The sequence below is a fragment of the Streptomyces anulatus genome, assembly GCF_014650675.1.
In the GTDB taxonomy this organism is placed as follows: Bacteria; Actinomycetota; Actinomycetes; order Streptomycetales; family Streptomycetaceae; genus Streptomyces; species Streptomyces anulatus.
This window is the reverse complement of record NZ_BMVK01000014.1, coordinates 133,687-157,825: the sequence shown is the minus strand read 5'-3', so window position 1 is coordinate 157,825 and position 24,139 is coordinate 133,687. Positions and strand designations below refer to the sequence as shown.

General features: G+C 72.0%; 22 protein-coding genes. 9 read left to right on the top strand and 13 right to left on the bottom strand.

What is annotated here, in order from left to right; all coding sequences use genetic code 11:
* Positions 1-104 precede the first annotated feature (104 nt).
* Complete coding sequence (locus IE272_RS28900; RefSeq protein ID WP_050358912.1) at positions 105-602, bottom strand: SUKH-3 domain-containing protein; 498 nt, start codon at positions 600-602, stop codon at positions 105-107.
* Between the two features lie 10 nt (positions 603-612).
* Complete coding sequence (locus IE272_RS28895) at positions 613-1,137, bottom strand: YwqJ-related putative deaminase (RefSeq protein ID WP_050358913.1); 525 nt, start codon at positions 1,135-1,137, stop codon at positions 613-615.
* A 235-nt stretch (positions 1,138-1,372) separates the two neighbouring features.
* On the opposite strand from IE272_RS28895, the gene IE272_RS28890 reads away from it, so the two are divergent.
* From IE272_RS28890 to IE272_RS28875, 4 genes are all read left to right on the top strand, one after another.
* Positions 1,373-2,350, top strand: a complete 978-nt coding sequence (locus IE272_RS28890; RefSeq protein WP_073960684.1) for an SMI1/KNR4 family protein — start codon at positions 1,373-1,375, stop codon at positions 2,348-2,350.
* A gap of 5 nt (positions 2,351-2,355) precedes the next feature.
* On the top strand, positions 2,356-4,902 hold the full coding sequence (locus tag IE272_RS28885; RefSeq protein ID WP_257140496.1) for an SUKH-4 family immunity protein: 2,547 nt from the start codon (positions 2,356-2,358) through the stop codon (positions 4,900-4,902).
* A 247-nt stretch (positions 4,903-5,149) separates the two neighbouring features.
* Positions 5,150-6,040: a coiled-coil domain-containing protein gene (locus IE272_RS28880; protein WP_057663420.1), complete on the top strand. Its 891-nt coding sequence runs from the start codon at positions 5,150-5,152 to the stop codon at positions 6,038-6,040.
* A 182-nt stretch (positions 6,041-6,222) separates the two neighbouring features.
* Entirely contained in the window at positions 6,223-7,374 is a 1,152-nt protein-coding gene (locus IE272_RS28875) for a cytochrome P450 (RefSeq protein ID WP_050358916.1), read from the top strand.
* 107 nt (positions 7,375-7,481) lie between these two features.
* On the opposite strand, the gene IE272_RS28870 is transcribed toward IE272_RS28875, so the two are convergent.
* The 5 genes from IE272_RS28870 to IE272_RS28850 form a co-directional block, all read right to left on the bottom strand.
* On the bottom strand, positions 7,482-8,744 hold the full coding sequence (locus IE272_RS28870; protein WP_050358917.1) for a cytochrome P450: 1,263 nt from the start codon (positions 8,742-8,744) through the stop codon (positions 7,482-7,484).
* The gene (locus IE272_RS28865) at positions 8,741-9,355 is read right to left on the bottom strand and encodes a GTP-binding protein (protein WP_050358918.1); all 615 of its coding nucleotides are present in this window, start codon (positions 9,353-9,355) and stop codon (positions 8,741-8,743) included. Before IE272_RS28865 ends, IE272_RS28870 begins: the two co-directional genes overlap by 4 nt.
* The gene (locus tag IE272_RS28860) at positions 9,336-9,692 is read right to left on the bottom strand and encodes a DUF742 domain-containing protein (protein WP_007447033.1); all 357 of its coding nucleotides are present in this window, start codon (positions 9,690-9,692) and stop codon (positions 9,336-9,338) included. The genes IE272_RS28865 and IE272_RS28860 overlap by 20 nt, the downstream gene beginning before the upstream one ends.
* Positions 9,689-10,105 carry a roadblock/LC7 domain-containing protein gene (locus IE272_RS28855; RefSeq protein WP_007447032.1) on the bottom strand — a complete coding sequence of 139 codons (417 nt, stop codon included), beginning with the start codon at positions 10,103-10,105 and terminating at the stop codon, positions 9,689-9,691. The genes IE272_RS28860 and IE272_RS28855 overlap by 4 nt, the downstream gene beginning before the upstream one ends.
* Positions 10,106-10,219: 114 nt before the next feature.
* Positions 10,220-12,232, bottom strand: a complete 2,013-nt coding sequence (locus IE272_RS28850; protein WP_190008785.1) for an ATP-binding protein — start codon at positions 12,230-12,232, stop codon at positions 10,220-10,222.
* 596 nt (positions 12,233-12,828) lie between these two features.
* On the opposite strand from IE272_RS28850, the gene IE272_RS28845 reads away from it, so the two are divergent.
* Complete coding sequence (locus tag IE272_RS28845; RefSeq protein WP_229897788.1) at positions 12,829-13,041, top strand: hypothetical protein; 213 nt, start codon at positions 12,829-12,831, stop codon at positions 13,039-13,041.
* A gap of 30 nt (positions 13,042-13,071) precedes the next feature.
* On the opposite strand, the gene IE272_RS28840 is transcribed toward IE272_RS28845, so the two are convergent.
* The 3 genes from IE272_RS28840 to IE272_RS28830 form a co-directional block, all read right to left on the bottom strand.
* On the bottom strand, positions 13,072-13,461 hold the full coding sequence (locus IE272_RS28840) for a VOC family protein (RefSeq protein ID WP_190008783.1): 390 nt from the start codon (positions 13,459-13,461) through the stop codon (positions 13,072-13,074).
* The gene (locus IE272_RS28835; RefSeq protein WP_050358921.1) at positions 13,458-13,751 is read right to left on the bottom strand and encodes an ArsR/SmtB family transcription factor; all 294 of its coding nucleotides are present in this window, start codon (positions 13,749-13,751) and stop codon (positions 13,458-13,460) included. The genes IE272_RS28840 and IE272_RS28835 overlap by 4 nt, the downstream gene beginning before the upstream one ends.
* Before the next feature lie 166 nt (positions 13,752-13,917).
* Entirely contained in the window at positions 13,918-15,381 is a 1,464-nt protein-coding gene (locus IE272_RS28830) for a VCBS repeat-containing protein (protein WP_190008781.1), read from the bottom strand.
* A 398-nt stretch (positions 15,382-15,779) separates the two neighbouring features.
* Here IE272_RS28830 and IE272_RS28825 point away from each other — a divergent pair, with 398 nt between their 5' ends.
* Positions 15,780-15,986, top strand: a complete 207-nt coding sequence (locus IE272_RS28825) for a hypothetical protein (protein ID WP_159103665.1) — start codon at positions 15,780-15,782, stop codon at positions 15,984-15,986.
* Positions 15,987-16,006: 20 nt separating this feature from the next.
* On the opposite strand, the gene IE272_RS28820 is transcribed toward IE272_RS28825, so the two are convergent.
* A complete protein-coding gene (locus IE272_RS28820) occupies positions 16,007-17,689 on the bottom strand; it encodes an MFS transporter (RefSeq protein WP_190008778.1) in 1,683 nt (560 codons plus the stop codon).
* A gap of 461 nt (positions 17,690-18,150) precedes the next feature.
* On the opposite strand from IE272_RS28820, the gene IE272_RS28815 reads away from it, so the two are divergent.
* From IE272_RS28815 to IE272_RS28805, 3 genes are all read left to right on the top strand, one after another.
* Positions 18,151-18,939, top strand: a complete 789-nt coding sequence (locus IE272_RS28815) for an ABC transporter ATP-binding protein (protein WP_050358925.1) — start codon at positions 18,151-18,153, stop codon at positions 18,937-18,939.
* Positions 18,936-21,521, top strand: coding sequence for an ABC transporter permease (locus tag IE272_RS28810; RefSeq protein WP_190008776.1), 2,586 nt, complete (start codon positions 18,936-18,938; stop codon positions 21,519-21,521). The genes IE272_RS28815 and IE272_RS28810 overlap by 4 nt, the downstream gene beginning before the upstream one ends.
* Positions 21,522-22,029: 508 nt before the next feature.
* A complete protein-coding gene (locus IE272_RS28805) occupies positions 22,030-22,410 on the top strand; it encodes a peptidase inhibitor family I36 protein (protein ID WP_190008774.1) in 381 nt (126 codons plus the stop codon).
* A 125-nt stretch (positions 22,411-22,535) separates the two neighbouring features.
* Here IE272_RS28805 and IE272_RS28800 read toward each other — a convergent pair whose 3' ends face one another.
* Positions 22,536-22,895, bottom strand: coding sequence for a hypothetical protein (locus tag IE272_RS28800; protein ID WP_190008772.1), 360 nt, complete (start codon positions 22,893-22,895; stop codon positions 22,536-22,538).
* A 114-nt stretch (positions 22,896-23,009) separates the two neighbouring features.
* Positions 23,010-24,017 carry a helix-turn-helix transcriptional regulator gene (locus IE272_RS28795; RefSeq protein ID WP_190008770.1) on the bottom strand — a complete coding sequence of 336 codons (1,008 nt, stop codon included), beginning with the start codon at positions 24,015-24,017 and terminating at the stop codon, positions 23,010-23,012.
* Positions 24,018-24,139 lie beyond the last annotated feature (122 nt).

The following is a 24,139-nucleotide window of genomic DNA, read 5'->3' as shown; positions in this document are numbered from 1 at the left end:
ACGCCGGACGGGCTGGTAGTCGGGCTGGTGGTGGGCCGGTTTCGTCGTCGAGCGCCGGACGGGCTGGTGGTGGGCCGGTTTCGTCGTCGAGTGCCGGACGTGGCTCAGGCTGACGTCAGACGCGACGGTTGCGTGCCCGTCACCAGCGTGGCCAGGGCCTCGTCGATGTCCTGGCCCAGGAACCAGTCACCCGTGTGGTCGATGCTGTACACCCGGCCCTCCGTGTCGATCGCCAGGACCGCCTGCTCCTCGCCCTCCGCCCCGAGCGGGCTGACCTCCGTCTCCAGGGCGCGGCCGAGGTCCCCGAGCGTCCGGGCCAGGTGGAGGCCGCTGAGCGGGTCGATGCGCACCGAGGCGGGCGCGATGTGGCGGCCGGGCGCGGACGCCGTGATGCGGAGGCCGCCGAACTCCGCCCAGGCCTCGACCGCGGCCGGGAAGACCGCGTGCTGATGGCCGGCCGGGGAGGCGTGGGAGCGCAGTGCGTCGGCCCATTCCTCCGCCTGGCGGATGTCCCAGCGCCCGGGCTGCCAGCCCGCTTCGCGCAGGGCGGCGTCGACGGCGACGGGGAAACGGGTGGAGGAGTGCTGCTGGCGGTCGTGCATGGGTGGGCGGTCAGCCCTTCTCGGCGGTGGTCGCGGAGCCGGTGGAGGTCAGGTCGACGGGGCGTACGCCGAAGTGGGACAGGAGCGCGGAGCAGGACCGGCAGGGCGGTGCGTAGCTGCCGTGGAGGGGGTCGCCGTCCTCGCGGATGCGGCGGGCGGTGAGCCGGGAGTGCTTGAGCGCGCGGCGCGCCTCCCCGTTGGTCAGGGGCTTTCGCTGGGCGCGTTTGGAGCGCCCGCCCTCGGCGGCGGTGAGCTGGCGGGAGAGCAGTATGGCCTCGGGGCAGCGGCCGGTGAAGCGTTCGCGCTGGCCGCTGGTGAGGGTGTCGAGGAAGTCCTGGACGAGCGGGTGCAGCACCGGTGGCTGGTCCCCCTTGCCCGCGGTGCAGGTCAGCGTCTCACCGCGTACGGACAGCGCGGCGGCCACGGCGGGGAGAATCCCGTCGCGGCGGTGGATCAGTCGGGGCGTACGGCTGGTCTCGGTGCTGCTCCAGCTGAGTCGCGGATCCCCGGATGTGACGGTTTGTGTGGAATGCATCGTGCTGACGTCCCTCCCTGCAATCCCCCGAGTTGCGGGGACAGCCTGCCAAATGTGCCAGCTGGTGGGGAAGCTGGGTCGGGGAAACGTGTCTGCGTGTCGCCCGAAGGTGCGAGACTGCCGCCTCACTGTCACGCGAATGTGACCGTTCGTGATGGATCCGGCGGGACGGGATCCCCTGTTGCCCCACCGCTTAGGCTGTGCGGAACACCGGACGCAGCAGGGGGCAACAGCCATGACGACAGGTCGGCTCGGGCAGCAAGCCGCGCCACCGAACGCCGCCTACGCCGGGCAGGTCGTGAACTTCCCGGACCCGGTCCGGGCGTCCCGCCACCCCAGAGGGGTGAGGATGGACGGGAGCGGCCACCCGGTTTTTTCGCCGTACGCGCGTGCCGCCGCCGAGATCGCCGATCCGCCCCCGGGCTTCGGCATCGATGAGCTGCGCCTCACCGACTACGTGTCGGCGAACGCGGCGATGGCGGCGAGCGGTCACGACCTGTGGGACACGATTCCCGCGGTGGCGACCCCGCACGGCTGGACCTGGCACCACGTGCCGGGAGGCCGGCGGATGGAGCTGGTGCCGGTCGAGGTGAAGGCGCTGCTGCGTCATCACGGCGGTCTGGCGGGCACGGACGTGGACCAGAACCGGCGCGGCACCCGCCCGTTGCAGGAGACCCGCCCGGCGCACTTCCGGCTGCCCAAGGGCGCGGCCGCGGTGAGCGAACAGCAGGTCCAGGGAGTCGAGGAGGACCTCGGCTACCGGCTGCCCGGCGCGTACCGCTCGTTCCTGAAGGCGGCGGGCGGTTCGGCCCCGGTGGGCACGGCGCTCGACGCCGAGCTGGGGCTGCTGGTGGACCAGCCGTTCTTCACGGTGCGTGACGAGGCCGCGGTGAACGATCTGGTGTACGTGAACAAGTGTCTGCGGGACCACTTCACCAAGGACTACCTGGGCGTCGCGTTCGTCCAGGGCGGGATTCTCGCCGTGAAGGTGCGCGGCCAGGACCTCGGTTCGGTGTGGTTCTGCCCGTACGACGATGCCCGGGACCAGGACGGCTGGAGTGTCCAGGAGCGTGTGGAGCGGCTGCTGCTGCCCTGCGGCGCGGACTTCGACGCCTTCCTCCAGCGACTGGCGGGCAATCCGCCGGAGCTGGAGACCGTGGCGAACCTGATGGTGGACGGCGGCTTCGCGCGCGCCGTCCCGGTGGAGGGGTGAGCGCGGTGGTGACTTTCGCGCAGGCGCAGGAGCGGGCGGACGAGTGGGTCAACGGTGACGTGCCCGCGTACCAGCACCGTGAGGTGCGGGTCCGCGAGTTCGAACTGGGTTTCGTGGTGTGGGCCGAGGACCGACCGGAGGGCCCCGTGTCGGACGGGGGCCGTCAGCGGCTGGTGATCGCGCGCGACAGCGGTGAGGCGACGCTGTGGCCGGGGCTGCCGGTGGGCGAGGTGATCCGGCGGTACGAGGAGGAGTACGGGACTCCGGCCGGTGCGCCGGCCGCCGCTCCCGAGCCGCCGCAGCGGGTGGACCTGAACCAGACGTCGTTCCTGTTGACCCCGCCGGAGTGGCTCCAGGAAGCGGCGGACAAGCTCGGAATTCCGGACCATCGTGCGGAGCGCCGGGAGTCGGCGGAGGCGGCCGCCTCCGGTGCGCCCGCCGCCGCTGCCGATGCCGCTCCCGTTCAGGAGCCCGGCCCCGCGTCCTCCGCACCCGCGGACGCGACGCCGCCGCCTCCCTCTCCCGCTTCCGCCGGGGGCTCCGCCGCGTCGTGGCCCGCCGCCGGCGGTGGCGACGCCCACGAGCCCACGGCCTCCGACGGCGTCCCCGCCGGGGCGACCCCCTGGGCGGGTACGGACACCAACTCCGACTCCGACGACGGGGCCGTTCCGCTGCCCGCGACGGTGTTCGCGCCGCCGCTGTCGGGCACGGACGACGAGGGGGCCCCGCCGCTGGTCGTCCCGGCGGAGGCGCCCACCGCGCTGATGTCCGGGGGCAGTCAGCTGCCGCGTACGCAGGTGGCGCACGCGCTCCGGCCGGACCAGGGCCCCCCGGGCGGGGCCGGCGACATCGCGGACGCGGCCACCAGCAAGGCCGTCGCGCCGCCGCGCGGTGCTCGCGGGGGCGGCTCTTCGACGCCGCCGCCGCCCGGCGCCCCGGGGGTTCCCGGGATGCCGCCCGGTGCGACGCCGCCGCCCTCGGGTCCGGGCGCGCCCGGTGCTCCGGCGGGCGGGTACGTCCCGACGCAGCTCGTCTCCCAGCTCGGCCCGCCCGGCGCCACCCCGCCACCGGGTCCGCCGCCGGGTTCCACCCCGCCCCCCGGGCCTCCCGGCCCGCCGGGTCCGCCGCCCGGTTCCACGCCGCCCCCCGGCGGTGGGATGCACCATGCCGCGACGATGTTCGCCGACGGGAGCAGCATCGGTGCGGGCGTCGCGGGTGCGCCCAGGCCGCCGGGCCCGCCCGGCGCCCCGGGAGCTCCGCAGCCTCCCGGTCCGCCCGGTGTCCCGGGTGCGCCGCAGCCTCCGGGTCCGCCCGGTGTCCCGGGTGCGCCGCAGCCTCCCGGTCCGCCGGGTCCGCCGCCCGGTTCCACGCCGCCTCCCGGCGGTGGGGTGCACCACGCGGAGACGATGTTCGCGAGTCCGGGGCAGGTCGGTCCGCCCGGCCCGCCCGGTGCCCCGGGCGCTTCGCTCGGCGGAGCCCCCGGTCCCGTACCGCAGCCTCCCGGTCCGCCCGGACCGCCGCCCGGTGGGCACACCCCGCCGCCGGCGGCGTACGGCTATCCGCAGCAGCCCACCGGTCAGCCGACCGTGGGCCCCGGCTACCAGGCCGTGCTGCGGTTCCGGGCCCCGGACGGCAGCGAGCAGCAGCTGATCCGCCGCTCGGCGCCGGGCACCCCGCACCCCGAGTGGCAGATGCTGCACGAGCTGCGGGCGATGAACGTGCCGCCGCAGCAGGTCATCGAGCTGCACACCGAGCTGGAGTCCTGCGAGCTGCCGGGCGGGTACTGCGCCCGGATGATCCGGGAGACCTGGCCGCAGGTGCGGATCACCAGCGTCGCCCCGTACGGCACGGATCACGCCAGCCGGCAGCAGGGCATGCAGCATCTGCTGACGCACCAGGGCGAGCTGCACCAGGTCGCGGACGGCCCGGCGCGGCCCGCGCCGGTGCGGGCGCCGCTGCCGCAGATGCCGCCCGCTCCCGCACTGCCGCCGGAGGCGGTGGCCGAGGAGCTGGCGCAGGCGTTCGGTCCGCAGGGCATCCTGCGGTTCGACCAGCGTGCGGTGTCCCGTCAGGGGGTGCCGGAGGTCGTCGCGCACACCCTGGTGTGGGCGGGGCTGCCCGCCGATTTCGGGCCGTTCTTCTGGGCGCAGCCGGGTCAGCCGGTGGTGCCGACGCTGGCCGAGCTGGCGGCCCAGCGGCAGGTGCAGCCCGCGCCGGACGCGGGGTCGTATCTGGTGATGGGCACGGACTTCGGCCGGGCGATCTGTGTCCAGTACGGGACGGCGAACATCGTGGCCGTGCCGGTGGAGGCGGGTCCCGGCGGGCAGTCGGTGCCCCCGCAGTTCGTGAACACCGGGCTGCCGGAGTTCGTGCGGTCGATGGCGTTGCTGGGCCGGATGTGGCGCCTGCGGTTCGGGCTGAACCCGGAGCAGGCGGGCCGCTGGACCGTCGACTTCCAGGCCCAGCTGGTGGCGTTGGACCCGGCGGCGCTGGCGTCGCCGGAGAGCTGGTGGTCGGTGCTGCTGGAGCAGATGTGGGACGGCCTGATCTGAGCCGTACGCAGGGCTGAGCACGAGCGCGTACGAGGCGCCCGGACCCTTCTCGGGTCCGGGCGCCTCGCCGTGTTCCGGTGCCCCGGGCCGATGACCGCCGGTTCGCCCGGGTCTGTGATGCCGGTCGCTTCCGGCCTGAATGGTGCTGATCGATTCCGACTTCCGGCACCAATTGCCGCATCCTTGACGTATTACGGGTGTCGGAGCGTGGCAGAGCGTGTCGGCGGGTCGGAGAGAGGTTTCAGGGATGAGTGCTGGACCGGTGTCCGCGTACGACGTCGTCGGGGTGCGGGGGCGTGGTTACCGTCCGGAGCAGGTGGACCGGGCGACGGCCGCCCTGATCGCCGAGCGGGACGGGGCGCTCGACGAGCTCGCACGGCTGACGGGCCGGGTGGAGGAGCTTCTCGCCGAGTCCGCCCGGCTGGCGGAGACCGTCGCGACGCTGCCCGTGCAGGACTACGCGGAGCTGGGGGAGCGGGCGCAGCGGATCCTGGCGCTGGCCGAGGGCGAGGCGGAGGCGCTGGACGCCGATGCGGTGGCGGCGGGCCAGGCGCTGCGGGACGCGGCCGGGGCGGCGGGCCGGGCGGCCGGGGAAGCGGCGCGCGAGGCGGCCGGCGAGGTGCGTGCGGCGGCGGACCGGGCGGCCGACGATCGGGTGGCCGGGGCTGCCGGGGAGGCGGAGGGGCTGCTCGCCGCGGCCCGGCAGGACGCCGAGGAGGTGCGGGCGGCGGCCGCTTCCGCGATGGCGGCGACCCGTGACCGTACGGCGAGCGTGCTGGCCCACCAGGAGCAGGAACACGCGGAGCGCCTCAAGGCGGCCGAGGCCGGACTGGCCGCCGAGGAGGCGGCGTCGGAGGCCCGGTTCGCGGCGCTGACCGAGCGGGCCGAGGCGTTGCTCGCGGAGGCGGGCCGGGACCTCGCCGCCACGCAGGAGGCGGCCCGGCACGGTCAGGAGGACGCGGAGGCGCGGGCCGCGGAGGTGCTGGCCGAGGCCCGGGTCCGGGAGGAGCGGGTGGTGCGGGAGACGGAGCGGATCCTGCGGGAGCACGAGGAGGGCCGCGAGGAGGTCCAGGCGCACATGGCGCATGTGCGCAGCTCGCTGGCGGCGCTGACGGGCCGGGTGGCTTCGGAGGACTGAGCGGGTCCCGGCAGGTCGCAACGGGTGGCAACTCTTGACGAACGCGTGTTCTCGGGAGGTGATGGAAGCGTTCAGTCCACACGTTTCCGTTCCCCGTTCAGCAGGGAGTGTTCATGTCGGTCCCAGCACCGGACATTCTGTCACCCGAGTTCGAGAGGGATCCGTACCGGGCATATCGCCTGATGCGTCAGGACGCGCCTCTCCTGTGGCACGAGGCCACCGGAAGTTACATCGTCTCGCGTTACGAGGACGTCGAGCGCGTCTTCAAGGACAAAGAAGGCGAATTCACCACGGAGAACTACGACTGGCAGATCGAACCCGTGCACGGGCGGACGATCCTCCAGCTCAGCGGGCGCGAGCACGCCGTACGTCGGGCCCTGGTCGCACCGGCCTTCCGGGGCAGCGACCTGCGCGAGAAGTTTTTACCGGTCATCGAGCGCAATTCGCGCGAATTGATCGACACGTTCCGCGATGCGGGTTCCGTCGATCTGGTCGCCGACTACGCCACCCGTTTTCCCGTCAACGTCATTGCCGACATGCTCGGCCTGGACAAGTCCGACTACGATCGATTTCACGGCTGGTACACGGCCGTCATCGCATTTCTCGGCAATCTCTCCGGTGATCCGGAGGTCACGCGGGCCGGTGAGCGTACGCGCGTCGAGTTCGCCGAGTACATGCTGCCGATCATCCGCGAGCGGCGGGAAGCGCCGGGCGACGATCTGCTGTCGACGCTGTGCACGGCGGAGGTCGACGGCGTCCGGATGGGCGACGAGGACATCAAGGCGTTCTGCAGTCTGCTGCTGGCCGCCGGGGGCGAGACCACCGACAAGGCCATCGCCGGCATCTTTACCAATCTGCTGCGCCACCCCGAGCAGTTGGAGGCGGTCCGCGCCGATCGCACGCTGATACCCCGGGCCTTCGCCGAGACGCTGCGCTACACACCGCCGGTGCACATGATCATGCGCAAGTCGGCGACGGAGGTGGCGCTCGGCGGCGGCACCGTTCCGGCGGGCTCCACCGTCACCTGCCTGATCGGCGCCGCCAACCGTGACGAGGACCGCTACCGGAACCCCGATGCCTTCGACATCTTCCGCGAGGACCTGACCGCCACGAACGCCTTCTCGGCGGCGGCCGATCATCTCGCCTTCGCACTCGGCCGGCACTTCTGCGTCGGTGCTCTGCTGGCCAAGGCCGAAGTCGAGATCGGTGTGGGCCAGTTGCTGGACGCGATGCCGGACCTGCGGCTGGCCGACGGCTTCGACCCGGTCGAGCGCGGCGTCTTCACCCGGGGACCGCAGAGCCTGCCGGTCCGTTTCACGCCGGTGTCGGGCTGACGGGAACGCCGTACCCGAGCGGCCGGATCCGCGGACTCCGGCCGCTCGTACCGTGGGACCGGCCGCTCACGCCGTCGGACCGGCCGGCGCGCACCGCCGCGGGGCCGCTACTGCGCCATCGGGCTGAACCGGACCGGCAGCGTCGACAGTCCGCGCATCCAGATCGAAGGACGCCAGGAGAGCTCCGTCGGCTCGACCGCCAGCATCAGGTCCGGCAGCTGTTCCAGCAGCGTCTCCACCGCCGTACGGGCCATCACGTCGGCCAGCAGCGGTGCGGGGTAGGGGCAGCGGTGTTCGCCGCCGCTGAACGACAGGTGCGCGGAGTTCTCGGCGCCGACGTAACTCTCCGGCCAGATCTCCGGGTCGGTGTTGGCCGCGGCGAGTCCGAGGACCAGGCAGTCGCCCGCCCGGATGTGCCGGCCGCCGAGCTGGGTGTCCCGTACGGCCCAGCGGCCGATGAAGTTCTGCGTCGGGGTGTCCAGCCACAGCACCTCGTTGAGCGCCTCGCCGACGCTGAGCCTGCCGCCGGAGACGTTCACCGCGAAGCGTTCGTCCGTCAGGAGCAGCCGCAGGGTGTTGCAGATCCAGTTCGCGGTGGGCTGCTGGGCCGCGGCGATCACCGAGATCAGGTCCTGGACGATCTCCTCGTCCGTGAGGCCCGCCCCGTGCGTCACCATGCGGGAGGTGACGTCGGGGCCGGGGGCCGCCCGCTTGTCCTTGACCAGTCGGCGCAGCCGGTCGCCGACGCGGCCGTAGGCCGCCACCGGATCGTCCCCCTCGCCGGCGTCGAGCGAGATGCGCAGGTCGTCCACCAACTGCTGGGTGTCGGAGCCCGATACGGGCATGCCGCACATCTGGACCACGGCCCGCATCGGCAGCGCGTGGACATAGCTGCTCATCAGTTCCGTCCGGCCGCTGCCGGCGAAGTCCGCGATGAGCCGGTCGGCGATGCGCCGGCAGTCGCGTGCCAGCTCGAACTGGTCGATGCCTTCGAGGGCTTCGGTGATGACGCCGGCCCTGCGCCGGTGCTCGTCGCCCTCGGTGAAGAGCACCGAAGGCTGGTAGCCGACGAACGGCATCAGCGGCCAGTCCGGGGGGATGGTCTCCCACTGGTTCCAGCGGCGCGAGTCCCTCGCGAACAGTTCGTCGTGCGTGGTGACGTAGGACAGTTCGGCGTAGCCGAGGACCAGCCAGGCCGGAACGTCACCGTCCAGCAGGACCGGCGCCACCGCCCCGTGCTCCCGCCGCAGCGAACGGTAGAGCTCCGTGGGCGTCTGCTGGTAGGAGGCTCCGGACAGGCGCACCGCGCCGGAGCCCACCGGGCAGCCGGAGGGCGCCGGGGAACCGAAGGAGGGGCTGGAGGTGCTCATGGTGTCGTCTCCCGGGCGATGGCCATCGTGCGCAGATGGTCGACGAGCGTGATCAGGACGTTCTTGCTGGAGCGCCGGACCCGGGCGTCGCAGTCGATCATCGGGATGTGCTCGGGCAGCGCCAGGGCCTGACGGATCTCGTCGAGGGAGTGGGCGAGGTCGTCGTCGAAGCGGTTGACCGCCACCACGAACGGTGTGCCGTGGTGTTCCAGCCGGTCGATCGCGTACCAGGAGTCGTCCATCCGGCGGGTGTCCACGAGGACCACGGCGCCGAGCGTCCCGGAGAACAGCCGGTCCCACAGGAACCAGAAGCGTTCCTGGCCCGGTGCGCCGAACAGGTAGAGCACGATGCGCTCGTTGAGGCTGATGCGTCCGAAGTCGAAGGCGACCGTGGTGGTCGTCTTGGCGTCGACGCCGTCCGTCTCGTCGACGCCGACGCCCGCCTGGGTCATGACCTCTTCGGTGTTCAGCGGCCGGATCTCGCTCACCGAGCGGACGAGCGTGGTCTTGCCGACGCCGAATCCTCCGACGACCACTATCTTCAGGCCGGTTTCCGCGGCGTCGGCCAGCGGTGTGCGCCGGTCCGGCAGCTCATAGCTTCCGGAGTCCATGGAGCACCTCCTTCAGCAGTTCGGAGTCGGGGAGCGCGGCGTGCGACGCGGCCGTACGGGGATGGCGGGCGGTGATACGGCCCATGGCGCGGAGGTCGTCGAGGAGGATGCGCACCACGGTGACGGGAAGCGAGAGTTCGGCGGCGATCTCGACGACGGCGGTCGGGTGGCGGCACAGATCGAGGATCTGCGCGTGCTCCGACTGCATTCCGGCGGTGGGCCGGCACTCGCTGACCACGAGGGTCACCAGATCGAAGGAGTCCGCGGAGCGGCTGCGTCCGCCGGTGACCGTGTAGAGCCGGTCGGGGGCTCCGGTGTCGACGGGGCGCAGGGTCATGACGCGCTCCTCGGCACCTCGCCGCGTGGTGCGGCGCGCAGGTGCTCGCCGATCTGCTCGACCATCTCCGTCATCTGGTGGCCCACCACGCTGGGGTCGGCCTCCTCCGTGGCGACGACGGCCAGATGCGCGCCCTCACCGGCCTCGACGATGAAGAGCAGACCGCCGTGGAACTCGGTCATCGAGTGCCGGACGCCTCCGGTGCTGTCGCCGAACTCGATGGAAGCGCCCTGCGCGAGCGCCTGCATGCCCGAGCAGATGGCCGCCAGTTGATCGGCCTGGTCGAGGGTGAGGTGCTCGGTCCAGCAGAGCTTCAGCCCGTCGCGTGACAGGGCCAGGGCGTGCCGCGTACCGGGGGTCTGCTCGAGCAGCCTCTGCAGGAGCCAGGTGAGGCTGTTGTCTGTGGTCTGCATGACGAGTGACGGGACCGCGGCGCCGGGGGAGCGGCGAGGGCCCGTACCTCCAATCTCGGGTGTTCGAGCGAGCGCGTCCGGTGGACCGGACACCGTACGGATGGGCGTTCCGGGTTACGGAGCGGTGGTCGGCGGTACGCTCCCGCCGTCGGGTCCTTCGGCCCTGCCTTCGGGTTCTCCGGTGCTGCCTTCGGGATGTCCCGCCCCGGCTCCGGGCTTGGTGCCGCGCCGGAAGGCGCCGAACTGCTGTCCCGCGCTGCGCGGCGGCGAGGTTCGCGGCGTGTCGCCGCGCGGGTCCCCCGGAGAGGCGGGCGCGGGCGAGCCGCGGTGGCGGCCGCGCTCCCGGTCCGACTCCGCCATGGTGCGGCCGGGCGTGCGTACGGGCAGGCCGCCGGGGGTGGAGTTGGCCGCCGGGCGGACGGCCTTCCGCCCGGGCTCGCGCGGACGGACCACGAGGTGGTCGCCCGCCGTCGCGGGCGGCGGCGGTGCGAACGGGTCCTGCGGTGTCCCGGCGACGGGCGCGACCGCTTCCGGCACGGAGGGCGTCGGGGGCGCGGGCGTGACGGGCGGCGGCGCGGAGACCGGGGACGGCGGTGCGGGTGCGGGTGACGGCTGTACGGGCGTGGGCTCGGGTGCGAGCGGCGGCGCCGGGGAAGCCGGTGCGGCCGGTGCCGGGGAGGCGGGCGTGGGCGGCGGCGTCGCGGGCGCGGCGGCTGCCCGGTGGGCCGGTGCCGGGTGGTTCTCGCGGGGCTCCTGCGCGATCAGATGCCGGGGCAGCAGGACGACCACGCCGGTGCCGCCGCGCGAGGACGGGCGGTAGTTGACGCTGATCCGGTGCTTGAGAGCGAGCCGTCCCACCACGGCGAGGCCGAGCCGGGTGCCCTGCAGGGTCGCGAGGTCGGTCATCCGGCCGGCGACGGAGTCCGCCGCCCGTCGCATCGCCGCGTCGGCCATCTTCAGACCGCTGTCCTCGATGGTGACGACGATGCCGGTGCCGCGTTCCTCGACGTAGACGTGCACCTCGTCGATGGGCGGCGAGAAGTTGGCGGCGTTGTCCATCAGTTCGGCGAGCAGGTGCATGACGCCTTCGGCGGCGAAGCCGGAGACGGAGACGCTGGACGAGCAGTGCAGCCGTACGCGCTGATAGGCGGCGATGCGGCCGACCGCGCCGCGCAGGATGCTCTCCATGACGATCGGCCTGTTCCAGGCGCGGCTCGGCCTGCCGCCCATCAGCAGTGCCAGCCGGTCCGTCATCAGACCGAGCTGCGAGGTGCTGTGGTCCAGCTTCAGCAGATCCCCGAACACCTCTTCGCCGTGACGTTCCTGCATGCTCCGCAGATCGGCGAGCATGCTGACGGACTTCGCCTGGACCCGGCTGAGCGCCTTGGCCGACGCGGTCGTCGCCGCGAGAGCACGGCGCTCGCTGAGCGAGAGCTCCCGGAGCACCGCCTCGACCGACGCGCGCAGGAGCGGCTGTTCCGGCAGATACACCTCGGACTGCACCGTGGCGCCGGACTCGCCGTCACGGAGCCTGGCGACCACGCCCGGCAGCGTCTCGCGGGTGAACCGTTCCACCTCGGAGGTCAGCGCGTGCAGCTCCTCACGGAGCCGTGCGTTCTCCGTCCCCAGCTCGTCGTGGACCCGGGTGCTCTCCGTCCGCAGGGAGACGGTCTGCCGCTCCTGCCCTTCGACCGTGGTGGCGAGGATGTGCAGCAGCTTGCGCTGACGCGGGCTGCGCGGCAGCGGGATCCGGTCGAGGGCGTCGGTGGCCTTCACCCCGCCGCGTACCAGCTGGATCAACGCGGGCAGCGCCACGTCGGCGGTGTGCGCCGTGTCCGTTTCGAGAGCGGCCAGCGAGGACGTGAGCCGTTCGGTCTCCGCGCCCCGGTCCGAGGCCGAGCGCCGTGCCCGCCGGACGACGCCGTGAGCGACGGTGAGCGCGACGGCCAGGACCACCCAGGCGGCGAGCACCACCGCCACCACCCAGCCGCGCGCCTCCGAAGGCGCCAGAGTCGCTGTCACGGCTCCCGCGACGGCACTCGCCGACAACACGGCCACGAGCGGGGCTGTCGCGGCCCTCGGTGTTTTCGTCGGCCGGTGCTGACTGGCTGGTGCGGGTTTCGGCATGGATGCGGTCCCTCAGTTCTACCGGGCAGAAGGTGTGCGGCCGCTCCGAGAAGGTGCAGATCACCTTGGTGCATCGGAGGAAAGCGGAAGCAGCCTTTCCTGTCAGGGGTTGACCACATCGTAGACATGCTTGTGCGGCGGATGATCCGGTCGGCGGCATAGTCCGTAGGCAGAGTGATTTTGTCGAGAAGTGGCCAGTGGCCTTTGGGTGTTGTGGTATTCGCGAGGCGACGCCCGCGATGGCGGCCGCCGGGGCGGAGCTGGCCACCGGAAAACGGTCCAGGTGTATGCGGTGCGCCCCACCGGTCGGCCTCGGAATAAGCCGCGAAGCGGAGATGCCCCCTTGCGGAGGAATTCTTTTCGGTCAATCTCGAAAACCTCGCCGGACCGTTGGATCGGCCCGGCGGCATCGGTACATCCGGGATGGCACCGGTAAGTGCTCAATGACACCAGTAAACGGAACGGTACCGGTCCCGGGCGACGGCTCCGGTGGCGAACGCGGTCCAGGCGGCGCGGGTCAGCACCGGGACGGGGCTCAGGAGGCTCGTCGAACACGTCAACAGGCGTTGTCTGTACGTGAGTTCGACGGCGGCAGCATGTCACTGGGGTCCACCACCGCCGTCGACTGCGGAGCCACGAGCGTTCCTCGACCGTACAACCAGGTCCTGGCCGTCTCCGGCGTCTACCGCGCTCCGGCGGACGCCAACTCCGCGCACTGCCGGGAGGGCGCTTCGGACCCGCGCACGTACTGGTCCCTGGTGGTCACCGGCCGCACGATCCTGGTCTGCTTCACCTATCCGAACATCTGAGCGCGGCACTCGCCGCCCCTGGGCGCGGTGTCAGGCGCTGTGCATGATCTGGATCAGGTTGCCGACGGTGTCGTCCAGGACCGCCGTGGTGACGGCGCCCATCTCCGTCGGCTCCTGGGTGAACCGCACGCCGAGCTTGCTCAGCCGGTCGAACTCCGCCTGCACGTCGTCCACGGCGAAGGCGGTGGCCGGGATGCCGTCCTCGACCAGGGCCGTCGTGTACGGCCGCACGGCGGGGTGCTTGTTCGGCTCCAGGAGGAGTTCGGTGCCGTCGGGGTCCTCCGGCGAGACCACGGTCAGCCAGCGGTCCTCGCCGCCGAGCGGAACGTTGTGCTTCTTCTCGAAGCCCAGGACGTCGGTGTAGAAGCGCAGCGCCTTCTCCTGGTCCTCGACGAAGACGCTGGTCAGGTTGATCCTCATGGGGTGCTCTCCGGTGTCTTCGGCCCGAGCCATCGGCCGACGATGTGCTCAAGGGGGTCGGTGTTCAGGTCGTGGAACTTGTAGCGGCCCTCGCGGCGCGTGACGACCAGGCCCGCCGCCTCCAGGACGGCCAGGTGCTGGCTGACCGCCTGGCGGGACAGGCCCAGGCCGTGCCTGGTCGTCAGCCGCGCACATATCTCGAACAGGGTCTGGCTGTTCCGTTCCACCAGCTCGTCGAGGATGCGCCGCCGGGTGGGGTCGGCCAGGGCCTTGAAGACATCGTCCGCCATGACCCCACAATAGGCAAGTAATGACTTGCCTATCAAGGTACGGGTTCGGGCTCTGCGGGGGTGGCGGTGGGTCTGTCGCCGGGATCCGTCGGCGACTCGCGGCGTACCGAGTCCGGTCATCGGCAGACGCCGCCCGCGGCAGGAGGCCGGGGCGGCGTCGCGCGACTCAGCGGCTGAAGGACGACCCCAGCGCCGCCTTGACCGCCACCGTGCCCAGCGTGCCGTGGCCGAACGTGAAGGAGCCGGTTCCGGTCTTCATCGACGGAACGACCCAGAGGGAACCCTCACCGGCGTTCTCGCCGGGTGCGCCCACGGCCAGTTCGGCGCGGCCGTCCTTGTCGCCGTCCACGAACGCGGCCGCACCGCCGAACAGGTCGCCCGCTTCCGCCGTCCCGGTGATGCCTTCGGTGGTCTGGTTGAAGCCCGTCGAACCCGTGCCCGTCGGACCGGCCGCCGTGCCCGGCAGGATCACGATCCCGCCCGCCCGCGCGACCGTGCCGAGCGCCTCGCCCGGCACCCCGACCGCGACCTCCCCGTAGCCGTCCCCGTTGGTGTCGGCGATGGCGAGGGACTGGCCGAACAGGTCGCCGCGCTCGGCGACACCGAGCACGCCCGCGGAGTCCTGGTTGAAGACCTTCGCCTTGGCGCCCTGGGCCCCCGCGGCGCTGCCCGGCACATAGGTGATCAGGCCGCCGAGCGAGAGGGGGTGGTCGACGTCGCTGTCGTAGCCTTCGAGGCGGCCCACCACGATGTCGGCGTACGCGTCGCCGTTCACGTTGCCGACGGCGAGCTTCTCCCCGGCCTCCAGCCGGTGCCCGCCGGCTCCGGTCACCACGCTGAAGAGCCCCGGACCGGTGGGGCCGCCCGCGGCGACGGACACCATCCGCAGGTCGTCCTCGCTGTCGTGGTGGGAGACACCCACGACATCGTCCCGCCCGTCGCCGTTGACATCGCCCGCCCTGAGCTCGAACCACCGGTGGGTGGCATACGGCGTCAGGGTGGCGGAGGCCGCGGCTCCGGCGCGGGTGAACGGCCCCGTCAGGACCTGGAGGTCGTCGTGCACGAACGTGGCGAGGTCCTTGGACCCGTCCCCGTTGAAGTCGCCCGCGGTCAGTTCGCTGCCGACCTCGCTGTACGGGGTGCCCGCCAGGAGTGTGGTGCCACCTGAAAGCCCGGCCGCACCACCCCAAACGACGGTCAGCGTCCCGGCGTCCACGCCGGCACCGTCCTCACCCGCCGAGCCGACCACCAGGTCGGTGTATCCGTCCTTGTCGAGGTCGGCGGAGACGAGCGTGCTGCTGAACCTGTCCCCGGTCTCCGCGACATCGGGGATGCCCGCCGAGTCCTGGGTGAGGACCTGCTTGGTGGTGGTCTTCAGGCCACTGCTCGACCCGTAGACCACTCCGGCGAATCCGGCACCGGCGAAACCGTTGACCGTCGCCCCGGGCGCCGAGAACGCCAGATCGCCGTACCCGTCCCCGTTGAAGTCGTCCTGCGGCCCGGCGGTGGCGGTTCTCGCCTGTACGGGGCCGGACGGCACCGCCGCATGGGCGACCTGCGGCAGGCCGACGAGGGCGGATGCCACGGTGATGGCGAGGACCAGACGTGTACCGAGGGTGCGGGCTGCCACGCGGGGCTCCTGAGGGAGAGTGCGCGGAACGTCCCGGGCGTGTTCCCCCGATGGTCACTGCGCGTTCGAATGCAGTTGATCTGCTCCCGTACAGACAGCCGGATCCGGCCAAGGGTTGTACCCGCCGGACACACGTGATCGAGAAGGGCGGCCCGCCCGTCGTACGCGCCCCGGGATCCGCGTCACCGGGGGCGCGTGCGCACGGTGCCTACTCTTCCCCCATGGGGAACAGGGAGTTGAGAGCGTCGATAGGCGTGGTGGGGGCCGGCGGGCTGTGCTGGGGTGTGGCGGGTGCGGTTCATCTGGGGTTCGTTCGGACGAACGGAGTACGGCGCAGCGGGTGGGGTCTTGCGGACGGAGGCGGTTGGTACGAGTTCGCCGTCATCGTCGGAGCCCTCGTGACGCTGTACTCCGCCCCCGGCCTGCTGCGCCGCAGCGAGTGGTGGCCGGCTCTGAGCCTGACTGCCGGAGCCGTCGTGGGCGTGGTGTCGGTGCTGGCGCTGGGGCAGGGGCCGAGGTACTGGGCCGCCGCCTCGGCCATGGCGCTCGTAGGAGTCGCGGCACCCTTGGCGAACAGGCTCTGGGGCCGCCACCACCCGATCTGACGGCACGTGGCGGAACCGGGTCAGGAGGACGTGTCCTGCCGGTCGGCCGCCCCGGTGTTCCTCGGGGCCCCGGTGGTCTCGGTGATGACCGGGAAGCGGCGCGGGGCCAGGGTGATCAGGGCGAGCAGGGCCAGGGCCGCGGCTCCGGCGGCTCCGATGTAGACGTGGTCCACCGCGGAGTCGACCGCCCGGCGCAGGTAGTCCGTCGCCGCCGCGGAGAGGGTGCCCGGGTCCTCCAGGGCGCGGGCCACCGCGTCCAGGTCGTCGGGGAGGCCGGTCACCGGGGCGTCGAGGAGGCGGGCGGCCAGGACGCCGTTGGCGACGGCCCCGAAGAGCGCCGCGCCGATGCTCTGGCCGACCTGGCGGCAGAAGAGGACGGACGCCGTCGTCGTACCGCGCTCCGCCCAGCCGACCGTCGACTGGACGCCCACGATCAGGGGGAGTTGGAAGAGGCCGAGGGCCGCGCCGAGCAGGAGCATGAGGAGAGCCGGGTGCCAGGGCTCGCCGGGGTAGGGGAGGAGAGGGAAGGCCAGCAGGATCAGCAGGGCCGCGCCGATGCCGATGATCGCGGTGAGCCGGAAGCCGATGCGGTTGTAGACCCGGTCGGACAGAGCCGCCGTGACGGGCCAGCTCAGCGTCATCACGGAGAGCACGAACCCGGCCGCTATCGGGCCGAGGCCCAGCACCGACTGGGCGTACGTGGGGAGGAAGACGGTCGGCGCGACCATCAGCAGGCCCAACGCGCCGAGCGCCAGGTTGACCGAGGCGATGGTGCGCCGCCGCCACACCCAGCCCGGGATGATCGGCTCCGCCGCCCGCCGTTCGATCACGACGGTGAGCGCGGCCAGCACCGCGCTCGCCCCGAACAGGCCGAGCGAGGGCGTCGAGAGCCACGGCCAGGCGACGCCGCCCTGCACGAGTGCGGTGAGCAGCAGGGTGCCGGTCGCGAAGACGGCGAGCGCGCCCGCCCAGTCGACGCGGGGCCGGGCGGCGGGGCGGGGGCGGGAGGGCTCGTGGAGGTGGCGGACGACCAGCCAGAGGGCGACCGCGCCGACCGGGAGGTTGATCAGGAAGATCCACCGCCAGTCCGCGTACCCGGCGAGCAGCCCGCCGACCACCGGCCCCGCGACCGCGGAGGTGGCCCACACCGTGGACAACTTCGCCTGGATGCGAGGGCGTTCCTTCAGCGGGTAGAGGTCGGCCGCGATGGTCTGGACCGTGCCCTGGAGCGCGCCGCCGCCGAGGCCCTGGACGATACGGAAGGCGATGAGCGCGGCCATGTTCCAGGCGGCCGCGCAGAGGACGGAGCCGATCAGGAACAGGATGATCCCGGCTATCAGGACCGGCTTGCGGCCGAAGGTGTCGGAGAGCTTCCCGTACAGGGGGAGCGTGACGGTGACGGCCAGCAGATAGCCCGAGAAGAGCCAGGAGAAGACGGTGAAGCCGCCCAGGTCCCCGACGATCTGGGGGACGGCGGTGGACACGATGGTGCCGTCGATGGCCGCCAGCGCCATGCCGAGCATGAGCGCCGCCACGACGGGGCGACGGCCCCGGGGGGTGGTGAGGGCGGGCGGCGCGGCCGTGCCGTCCCCGCCCGCGCCCGGGGCGGAGCCGGCGTCGGGGTCGGCGTCGGTGTCCGCGCCCGTGTCGCCCGCCCTCGTGCCGTCCGCGCCCACGTCGCTCTTGTCGTCCGTGCCGCTCACCGGGGTTCCTTCCCTATGCACCTATCTCCCGGGGCACTGTCTCATCCGGGAGCGTCGAACGGGGCGGGTCCGGAAGAACGACGCAGGGATCGGCGGGGGAAGCCGCTGAGTGGAGAGGGAGCCCCCGGCGGACCCCTCCGCTCCGGTTGGGCGCCCGTCCCGCCCTCGGTCCCGCCGGGCCGAACGGTGCCCCTGACCTCGCCTCCCTCTGGGGGACGAGTCCCCTAGGGGGCGCCCCCTCATCGTGGCCAGGGCCCGTTCCTCCCGGCGGAGGAGGTGGCGGCAGGAGGCGTTTCCTTAACCTGTTCCTACGTCGCCGCTACGGCCCGCCGCAGGGGGGCAGGTGGGGAAAACCCCACCTGAAGACTGCGCTGGGCACCATCGCGCCGGGCACCGTCCAGAAACCAGACTCGGACCGTACCCAATGACGTCCAGTCATCGACCGACATAGGAGAAATACCGTGACAACGGCTGTGACCATTCCCAGGCACGGGGGCACTGGAGGGCGTACGGCCGTCGCGGCGCGAGCGCGTCAGGTCCTGAAGGCGTACGGCACCGGGGAGACCCGGGTCGTCGCGCTCGACCATGTCGACGTGGACATCGCCCGCGGGCAGTTCACGGCGATCATGGGCCCGTCCGGCTCCGGCAAGTCGACGCTGATGCACTGCCTGGCCGGGCTCGACACGGTGACGTCGGGCGAGATCTTCCTCGACGAGACCGAGATCACCAAGCTCAAGGACAAGAAGCTCACCCAGCTCCGGCGCGACCGGATCGGGTTCATCTTCCAGGCGTTCAACCTGCTCCCGACGCTCAACGCGATCGAGAACATCACGCTGCCGATGGACATCGCGGGCCGCAGGCCCGACGCCGCCTGGCTCCAGCAGGTCGTGGAGACCGTCGGGCTCGCCGAGCGCCTCAAGCACCGCCCCACCCAGCTCTCGGGCGGTCAGCAGCAGCGCGTCGCCGTCGCCAGGGCGCTCGCCGCCCGGCCGGAGATCATCTTCGGCGACGAGCCCACCGGGAACCTGGACTCCCGCGCCGGCGCCGAAGTCCTGTCCTTCCTCCGCAAGTCGGTCGACGAGCTGGGCCAGACCATCGTCATGGTCACCCACGACCCCGTCGCCGCCTCCTACGCGGACCGGGTGCTGTATCTCGCCGACGGTTCCATCGTCGACGAGATGTACAACCCGACCGCGGACCAGGTCCTCGACCGCATGAAGCACTTCGACGCACGTGGGCGGACGTCATGACTGTCTGGAAGACCTCGGTGCGCAACTTCCTCGCGCACAAGGGCCGGATGGCCCTCTCCGCGGTGGCGGTGCTGCTGTCCGTGGCGTTCGTCTGCGGCACGCTCGTCTTCACCGACACGATGAACACCACCTTCGACAAGCTCTTCGCGGTGACCTCGCCCGACGTCACCGTCAGCCCGAAGACGGCCGACGGGAACGACGAGCAGCCCGACAACGGCAAGCCCGCCTCGCTCCCCGCCTCCGTCGTCCAGGAGGTCGCGAAGGCCGACGGGGTGAAGAAGGCGGAGGGCGCCGTCTTCTCCATGGCGGTCACCGTCGTCAACAGCGAGAACAAGAACATGGGCTCCGAGACCGGAGCCCCGACCATCGCGGGCAACTGGACCGAGAACGACCTGCGTTCGATGGAGATCACCTCCGGACACGCACCCCGCGGCCCCACCGAGGTGATGGTCGACGCCGACACCGCGAAGAAGCACAAGCTGAAGATCGGTGACGAGCTGCGCACCATCGCCGCCGCCGGCGACATCACGGCGAAGATCAGCGGCATCGCGTCCTTCACCGTCACCAACCCGGGCGCGGCCGTCGTCTACCTCGACACCGCCACCGCCCAGAAGCAGCTGCTCGGCGCCCCCGACGTCTTCACCCAGATCCTGGTGAGCGCGGAGAGCGGCGTCAGCGACACCCAGCTGAAGAAGAACGTGGCCACCGTCCTCGACGGCTCGGCCGCGTACAAGCTCCAGACCCAGCAGGAGGCGACGGAGGCCAACAAGGACTCCATGGGCTCCTTCCTGGACGTCATGAAGTACGCGATGCTCGGCTTCGCCGGAATCGCCTTCCTCGTCGGCATCTTCCTCATCGTCAACACCTTCTCGATGCTGGTCGCCCAGCGGACCCGTGAGATCGGCCTGATGCGGGCCATCGGATCCAGCCGCAAGCAGGTCAACCGGTCCGTGCTGGTGGAGGCGGTCCTCCTCGGCATCGTCGGCTCCGTGCTCGGCGTCGCGGCCGGCGTCGGCCTCGCCGTCGGGCTGATGAAGGCCATGGGCGCCGTGGGCATGGAGCTGTCCACCGGCGACCTCACCGTCGCCTGGACGACCCCGGCGATCGGCCTCGTGCTCGGCGTCGTCGTCACCGTCCTCGCCGCGTACATCCCGGCCCGCCGGGCCGGCAAGGTCTCCCCGATGGCCGCGCTGCGCGACGCCGGGACCCCCGCCGACGGCAAGTCCGGCTGGATCAGGGCCGGAATCGGCCTGTTGCTGACGGCTGCGGGCGGTGCGGCCCTGTGGGCCACGACCCAGGCGGACAAGGCCACCGAAGGCTCGATGTTCCTCGCCGTCGGCGTGCTGCTGACGCTGATCGGGTTCATCGTGATCGGCCCGCTCCTGGCCGGTGTGGTGGTGCGGGCCCTGAGCGTCGTCGTCCTGCGGCTCTTCGGCCCGGTCGGCCGGCTGGCCGAGCGCAACGCCCTGCGCAACCCCCGGCGTACGGGAGCGACCGGAGCCGCCCTGATGATCGGGCTCGCCCTGGTGGCCTGCCTGTCCGTCGTCGGGTCCTCCATGGTGGCCTCGGCCACCGAGGAGCTCGACAAGTCGGTCGGAGCGGACTTCATCGTCCAGGACAGCAGCACCGGCCGCCCGATCGTGCCCCAGGCCGCCGAAGCCGTGCGCGACGTCCCCGGCCTGGAGCACATGACCGACTACACCTTCGTCGAGGCGAAGATCACCGCCCCGAACGGAAAGACCGAGGACGAGGGGATCACCGCCGCCGACCCGACGTACCAGCAGGACGTCCGGCGCACCGCGCTCTCCGGTGACCTCTCGAAGGCGTACGGCAAGAACGCCATGTCCGTCGGCGACACCTACGCCGAGCGCCACGGCATCAAGATCGGTGACACCCTCACCGTCGCCTTCAAGGCGGGGGAGACTGCGAAGCTCAAGGTCGCGGCCATCACCTCCGACGACACCAACATCGACCGCGGCGCGATGTACACCAACCTCACGACGGCGGCGTCCTACGTCCCGGCCGACCGGATGCCGCAGAACGTGGCCATGTTCGGCAAGGCGGAGGAGGGCAAGGAGAAGGAGGCGTACGCGGCCCTGAAGAGCGCGATGGCCGAGTACCCCGTCTACAAGGTGCAGAACCAGGCCGACTTCAAGGAAGACCTGAAGGACCAGGTCGGCCAGTTGCTGAACATCGTGTACGGCCTGCTCGCCCTGGCGATCATCGTCGCGGTGCTCGGTGTGGTGAACACCCTCGCCCTGTCCGTGGTCGAACGGACCCGCGAGATCGGCCTGATGCGCGCCATCGGGCTCTCCCGTCGGCAGCTGCGCCGCATGATCCGGCTGGAGTCCGTGGTCATCGCCCTCTTCGGGGCGCTGCTCGGACTCGGACTCGGGATGGGCTGGGGCACCGCGGCCCAGAAGCTGCTGGCGCTGGAGGGGCTGGAGGTCCTGGAGATCCCGTGGCCGACGATCCTCACGGTCTTCGCCTGCTCCGCCCTCGTCGGACTGTTCGCCGCTCTCGTCCCGGCCTTCCGGGCGGGCCGGATGAACGTTCTGAACGCCATCGCCGCGGACGGGTGAGCGAGTGCCCTCCCGGCCACAGTGACCCTCAGGGCGTCACCGTAGGATGACCGGCAGGCCCCGGGACGTTCCTCCAAACGTCCCGGGGCCGAGCCCGTTCCGGTGCCGTTCCACGTGCGATGGTGCGCGGTGCCGCCCCGAGCGCTGCGGGCTGCTCGCGCTGCTGGTCGCTCAACTTCTCGCGCCTGCCGCGGGTGTTGCTGATCCAGGTGTCGAGCCGGACCGGTCCGCGACTGCCGCCGTTCGGTGCGGGCCGCGCGAAGTGCCTTGGGCCTGTTGCGCGGCTCTTACGAGGGTGTGGGTGTGCGCCGGTGCGCGTGCCGGTACGTGCCGGCCCGGCCTGGAGTGCCGAGCGCTCGGCTGTGGGGGTGGTTCTGACTGCCGTGCGGGTGGAGGAAGGCTTGGCGGCCTCCTGGCCGGCGCATGAGGAAGGTGACCAGACCGGAACTGTTCCGGTCGCTGGAGGCGGGCACCCGTTCCGGGGAGTCCGAAACCTTGGGAGTGCGTAATGAAGTTCAAGGCTGCCGCGATGGCTGCGGCTCTCACCGCCGGACTGACCATGACGGCTGTGCCGGCCGCGGCGACACCGACAGCACCGGGCGTCCAGGCCGCCTGGGACTGCCCGGCGGGCAACATCTGTCTGTACGACGAGGCAGGCGGTGTGGGGCGCTTCTACACCGCGACGGACGGCTGCTGGTTCGACAACATCGGTCTCGCGGGCGGCGGTGACCGGGCCACGTCCGTCTTCAACCGCACCCGCCACCGTGTGAACCTCGCGAACTGGAACGGCAGCGCCTGGGAGCACCTCGTCCATGCCGATCCCGGCCAGGGCTTCACCCTCCCGGCCTCGGCGGACAACAGGACCGACGCCGTCCACGTCATCTGCTGACACCGTCCGCAGCTACCCCCTGGCACGTGACGCCTGCCAGGGGCCCTGTCGAAAGCCGGAGGTCGACAACCCGCGACGGCAGCCGGCTGGTCGCCGAGCGGGAGGTCCACGCCACCGAAAATCGGTCACGAGGCGGAGAACCACATGGTCATCGCCAGGACCAGGGGGATCGGGCAGGCCAGGACTGCCAGCAGGAGGCTGCGTGTGTCGGCGGACATCCGCTTCACTCCCGGCGCCTGGCGGACCGCGACGAGCACGGCCGCGCCACCGAACAGGCCGGCGAAGCAGCGCAGGAGGAAGCCCCCCACCGGCACGCCCTCCGCCGCGCTCCACAACGCGGTTATCCCGACCACGAAGCCCAGGAAGGCGAGGGATGACAGCGTGAGCACCCACAGTGCCGCGGCAAGGAGCATCACAGGGGTGCGCCGGGACGGAGGAGTGATGCGGGCCGGTCGGTAGAGAGTGTCGTACGTGCGGGGGTGCATGCCCAGATCCTCGCCAGTTCCCTGTCGCCCGAGCATGAGGCGGACTACTCAAACCGAGCGCCACCTCGTGCTTACTCAGCCGTCCCGCTCACACCGAGCCCAGGTCCAGCCCGGCTAGATCCAGCCGCGCTCCCGGGCCAGCAGTGCGGCCTGCGCCCGGCTGGCCGCGCCGAGTGTCTGCATCAGGTCGGCGACGTGCCGCCGGTAGGTCCGCACCGACACTCCCAGCTTCCGCGCGCCCGCCTCGTCCTTGCCCACCGTGCACATCGACACCAGCACCCGCCGCTCGATCCCGGAGGGGCGGACGGCGGTGGCGTCCTCGCCGCTCTCCGTGCCGTCGCCCGCCCGGGACAGCTCGTCGGCCTGGTCCCAGATCCGTTCGAACAGCGAGATGACGTTGGAGACCAGGCCGCTGCGGTGGGCGAGGAGCGCGCCCCGCGAGGTGTCGCGCGGGTCCAGCGGTACGAGCGCCGCCCGGCGGTCGTAGACGAGGAGCCGCTCCGTGGTGTCCGCCGTCACCCGGATCGCCGCACCGTGCTCGGCCAGCTCCCGCAGATAGGCGGCGGTCGTCGGGTCCCGGAGCGCGAGGCTGGAGACGACGCTGCGGATCCGCACCCCGCGCCGCAGACAGCGCAGGTCCAGCGGGCGGGAGAGGGCGATGTTCTCCTCCGACAGCCGGGTGTACGGCTCCACGGACAGGATCTCGTCCCGGGCGAAGAACGCGAGGTCGTCGATCCGGCCGCGGATCTGGGCGAGCCCCTCCAACTGCTCGACGCCCTGCGGAGGGGGCGTACGGGCCTCCCTCTCCGCGCGTAGACCATCAATGACGTGCCACGACCGGGTGACACGCTGCAGCTCCTGATGGAGCGCGTGCAGCCGGACGTCCACCAGTCGGGCGAGTGCCACCTCGGGATCCGCCGGGAAGATCCGTCGCTCGGCGTCCTCGGCGAGGAGCAGCCCGAGTTCCCGGAGCCGGGCGATCCGGGCGCGCGCCTCCCCGGGCCGGGAGCGCAGCAGGACGTCCAGGTCGTCGGCGCGGGTGCCGGGGTTGCGCAGGAAGTGCCGGTAGACCTCTTCCTCGGCCTCCGGGACCCCGAAGACAGACATCTCGTTCTCGCCCACGTACGCCCCCGATGCCTGATGCCGTGGGGAGCGCGCACCGAGGGGGATCGCCCCGCGCCGCCCTCCCAGGCCGCTGCTCGTCCGCCCGTGCCGTTGACCGTGCCCCGACCCGCAGGGGTGGT

What these genes read in the sequence shown, in the direction of transcription:
- IE272_RS28880 (WP_057663420.1), top strand. Translation starts at nt 5,150, where the DNA reads ATGAGTGCTGGACCGGTGTCCGCGTACGACGTCGTCGGGGTGCGGGGG.
- IE272_RS28870 (WP_050358917.1), bottom strand. Translation starts at nt 8,744, where the DNA reads ATGAGCACCTCCAGCCCCTCCTTCGGTTCCCCGGCGCCCTCCGGCTGC.
- IE272_RS28895 (WP_050358913.1), bottom strand. Translation starts at nt 1,137, where the DNA reads ATGCATTCCACACAAACCGTCACATCCGGGGATCCGCGACTCAGCTGG.
- IE272_RS28865 (WP_050358918.1), bottom strand. Translation starts at nt 9,355, where the DNA reads ATGGACTCCGGAAGCTATGAGCTGCCGGACCGGCGCACACCGCTGGCC.
- IE272_RS28810 (WP_190008776.1), top strand. Translation starts at nt 18,936, where the DNA reads ATGACTGTCTGGAAGACCTCGGTGCGCAACTTCCTCGCGCACAAGGGC.
- IE272_RS28805 (WP_190008774.1), top strand. Translation starts at nt 22,030, where the DNA reads ATGAAGTTCAAGGCTGCCGCGATGGCTGCGGCTCTCACCGCCGGACTG.
- IE272_RS28860 (WP_007447033.1), bottom strand. Translation starts at nt 9,692, where the DNA reads ATGACCCTGCGCCCCGTCGACACCGGAGCCCCCGACCGGCTCTACACG.
- IE272_RS28800 (WP_190008772.1), bottom strand. Translation starts at nt 22,895, where the DNA reads ATGCACCCCCGCACGTACGACACTCTCTACCGACCGGCCCGCATCACT.
- IE272_RS28875 (WP_050358916.1), top strand. Translation starts at nt 6,223, where the DNA reads ATGCGTCAGGACGCGCCTCTCCTGTGGCACGAGGCCACCGGAAGTTAC.
- IE272_RS28855 (WP_007447032.1), bottom strand. Translation starts at nt 10,105, where the DNA reads ATGCAGACCACAGACAACAGCCTCACCTGGCTCCTGCAGAGGCTGCTC.
- IE272_RS28850 (WP_190008785.1), bottom strand. Translation starts at nt 12,232, where the DNA reads ATGCCGAAACCCGCACCAGCCAGTCAGCACCGGCCGACGAAAACACCG.
- IE272_RS28890 (WP_073960684.1), top strand. Translation starts at nt 1,373, where the DNA reads ATGACGACAGGTCGGCTCGGGCAGCAAGCCGCGCCACCGAACGCCGCC.
- IE272_RS28835 (WP_050358921.1), bottom strand. Translation starts at nt 13,751, where the DNA reads ATGGCGGACGATGTCTTCAAGGCCCTGGCCGACCCCACCCGGCGGCGC.
- IE272_RS28900 (WP_050358912.1), bottom strand. Translation starts at nt 602, where the DNA reads ATGCACGACCGCCAGCAGCACTCCTCCACCCGTTTCCCCGTCGCCGTC.
- IE272_RS28845 (WP_229897788.1), top strand. Translation starts at nt 12,829, where the DNA reads ATGTCACTGGGGTCCACCACCGCCGTCGACTGCGGAGCCACGAGCGTT.
- IE272_RS28840 (WP_190008783.1), bottom strand. Translation starts at nt 13,461, where the DNA reads ATGAGGATCAACCTGACCAGCGTCTTCGTCGAGGACCAGGAGAAGGCG.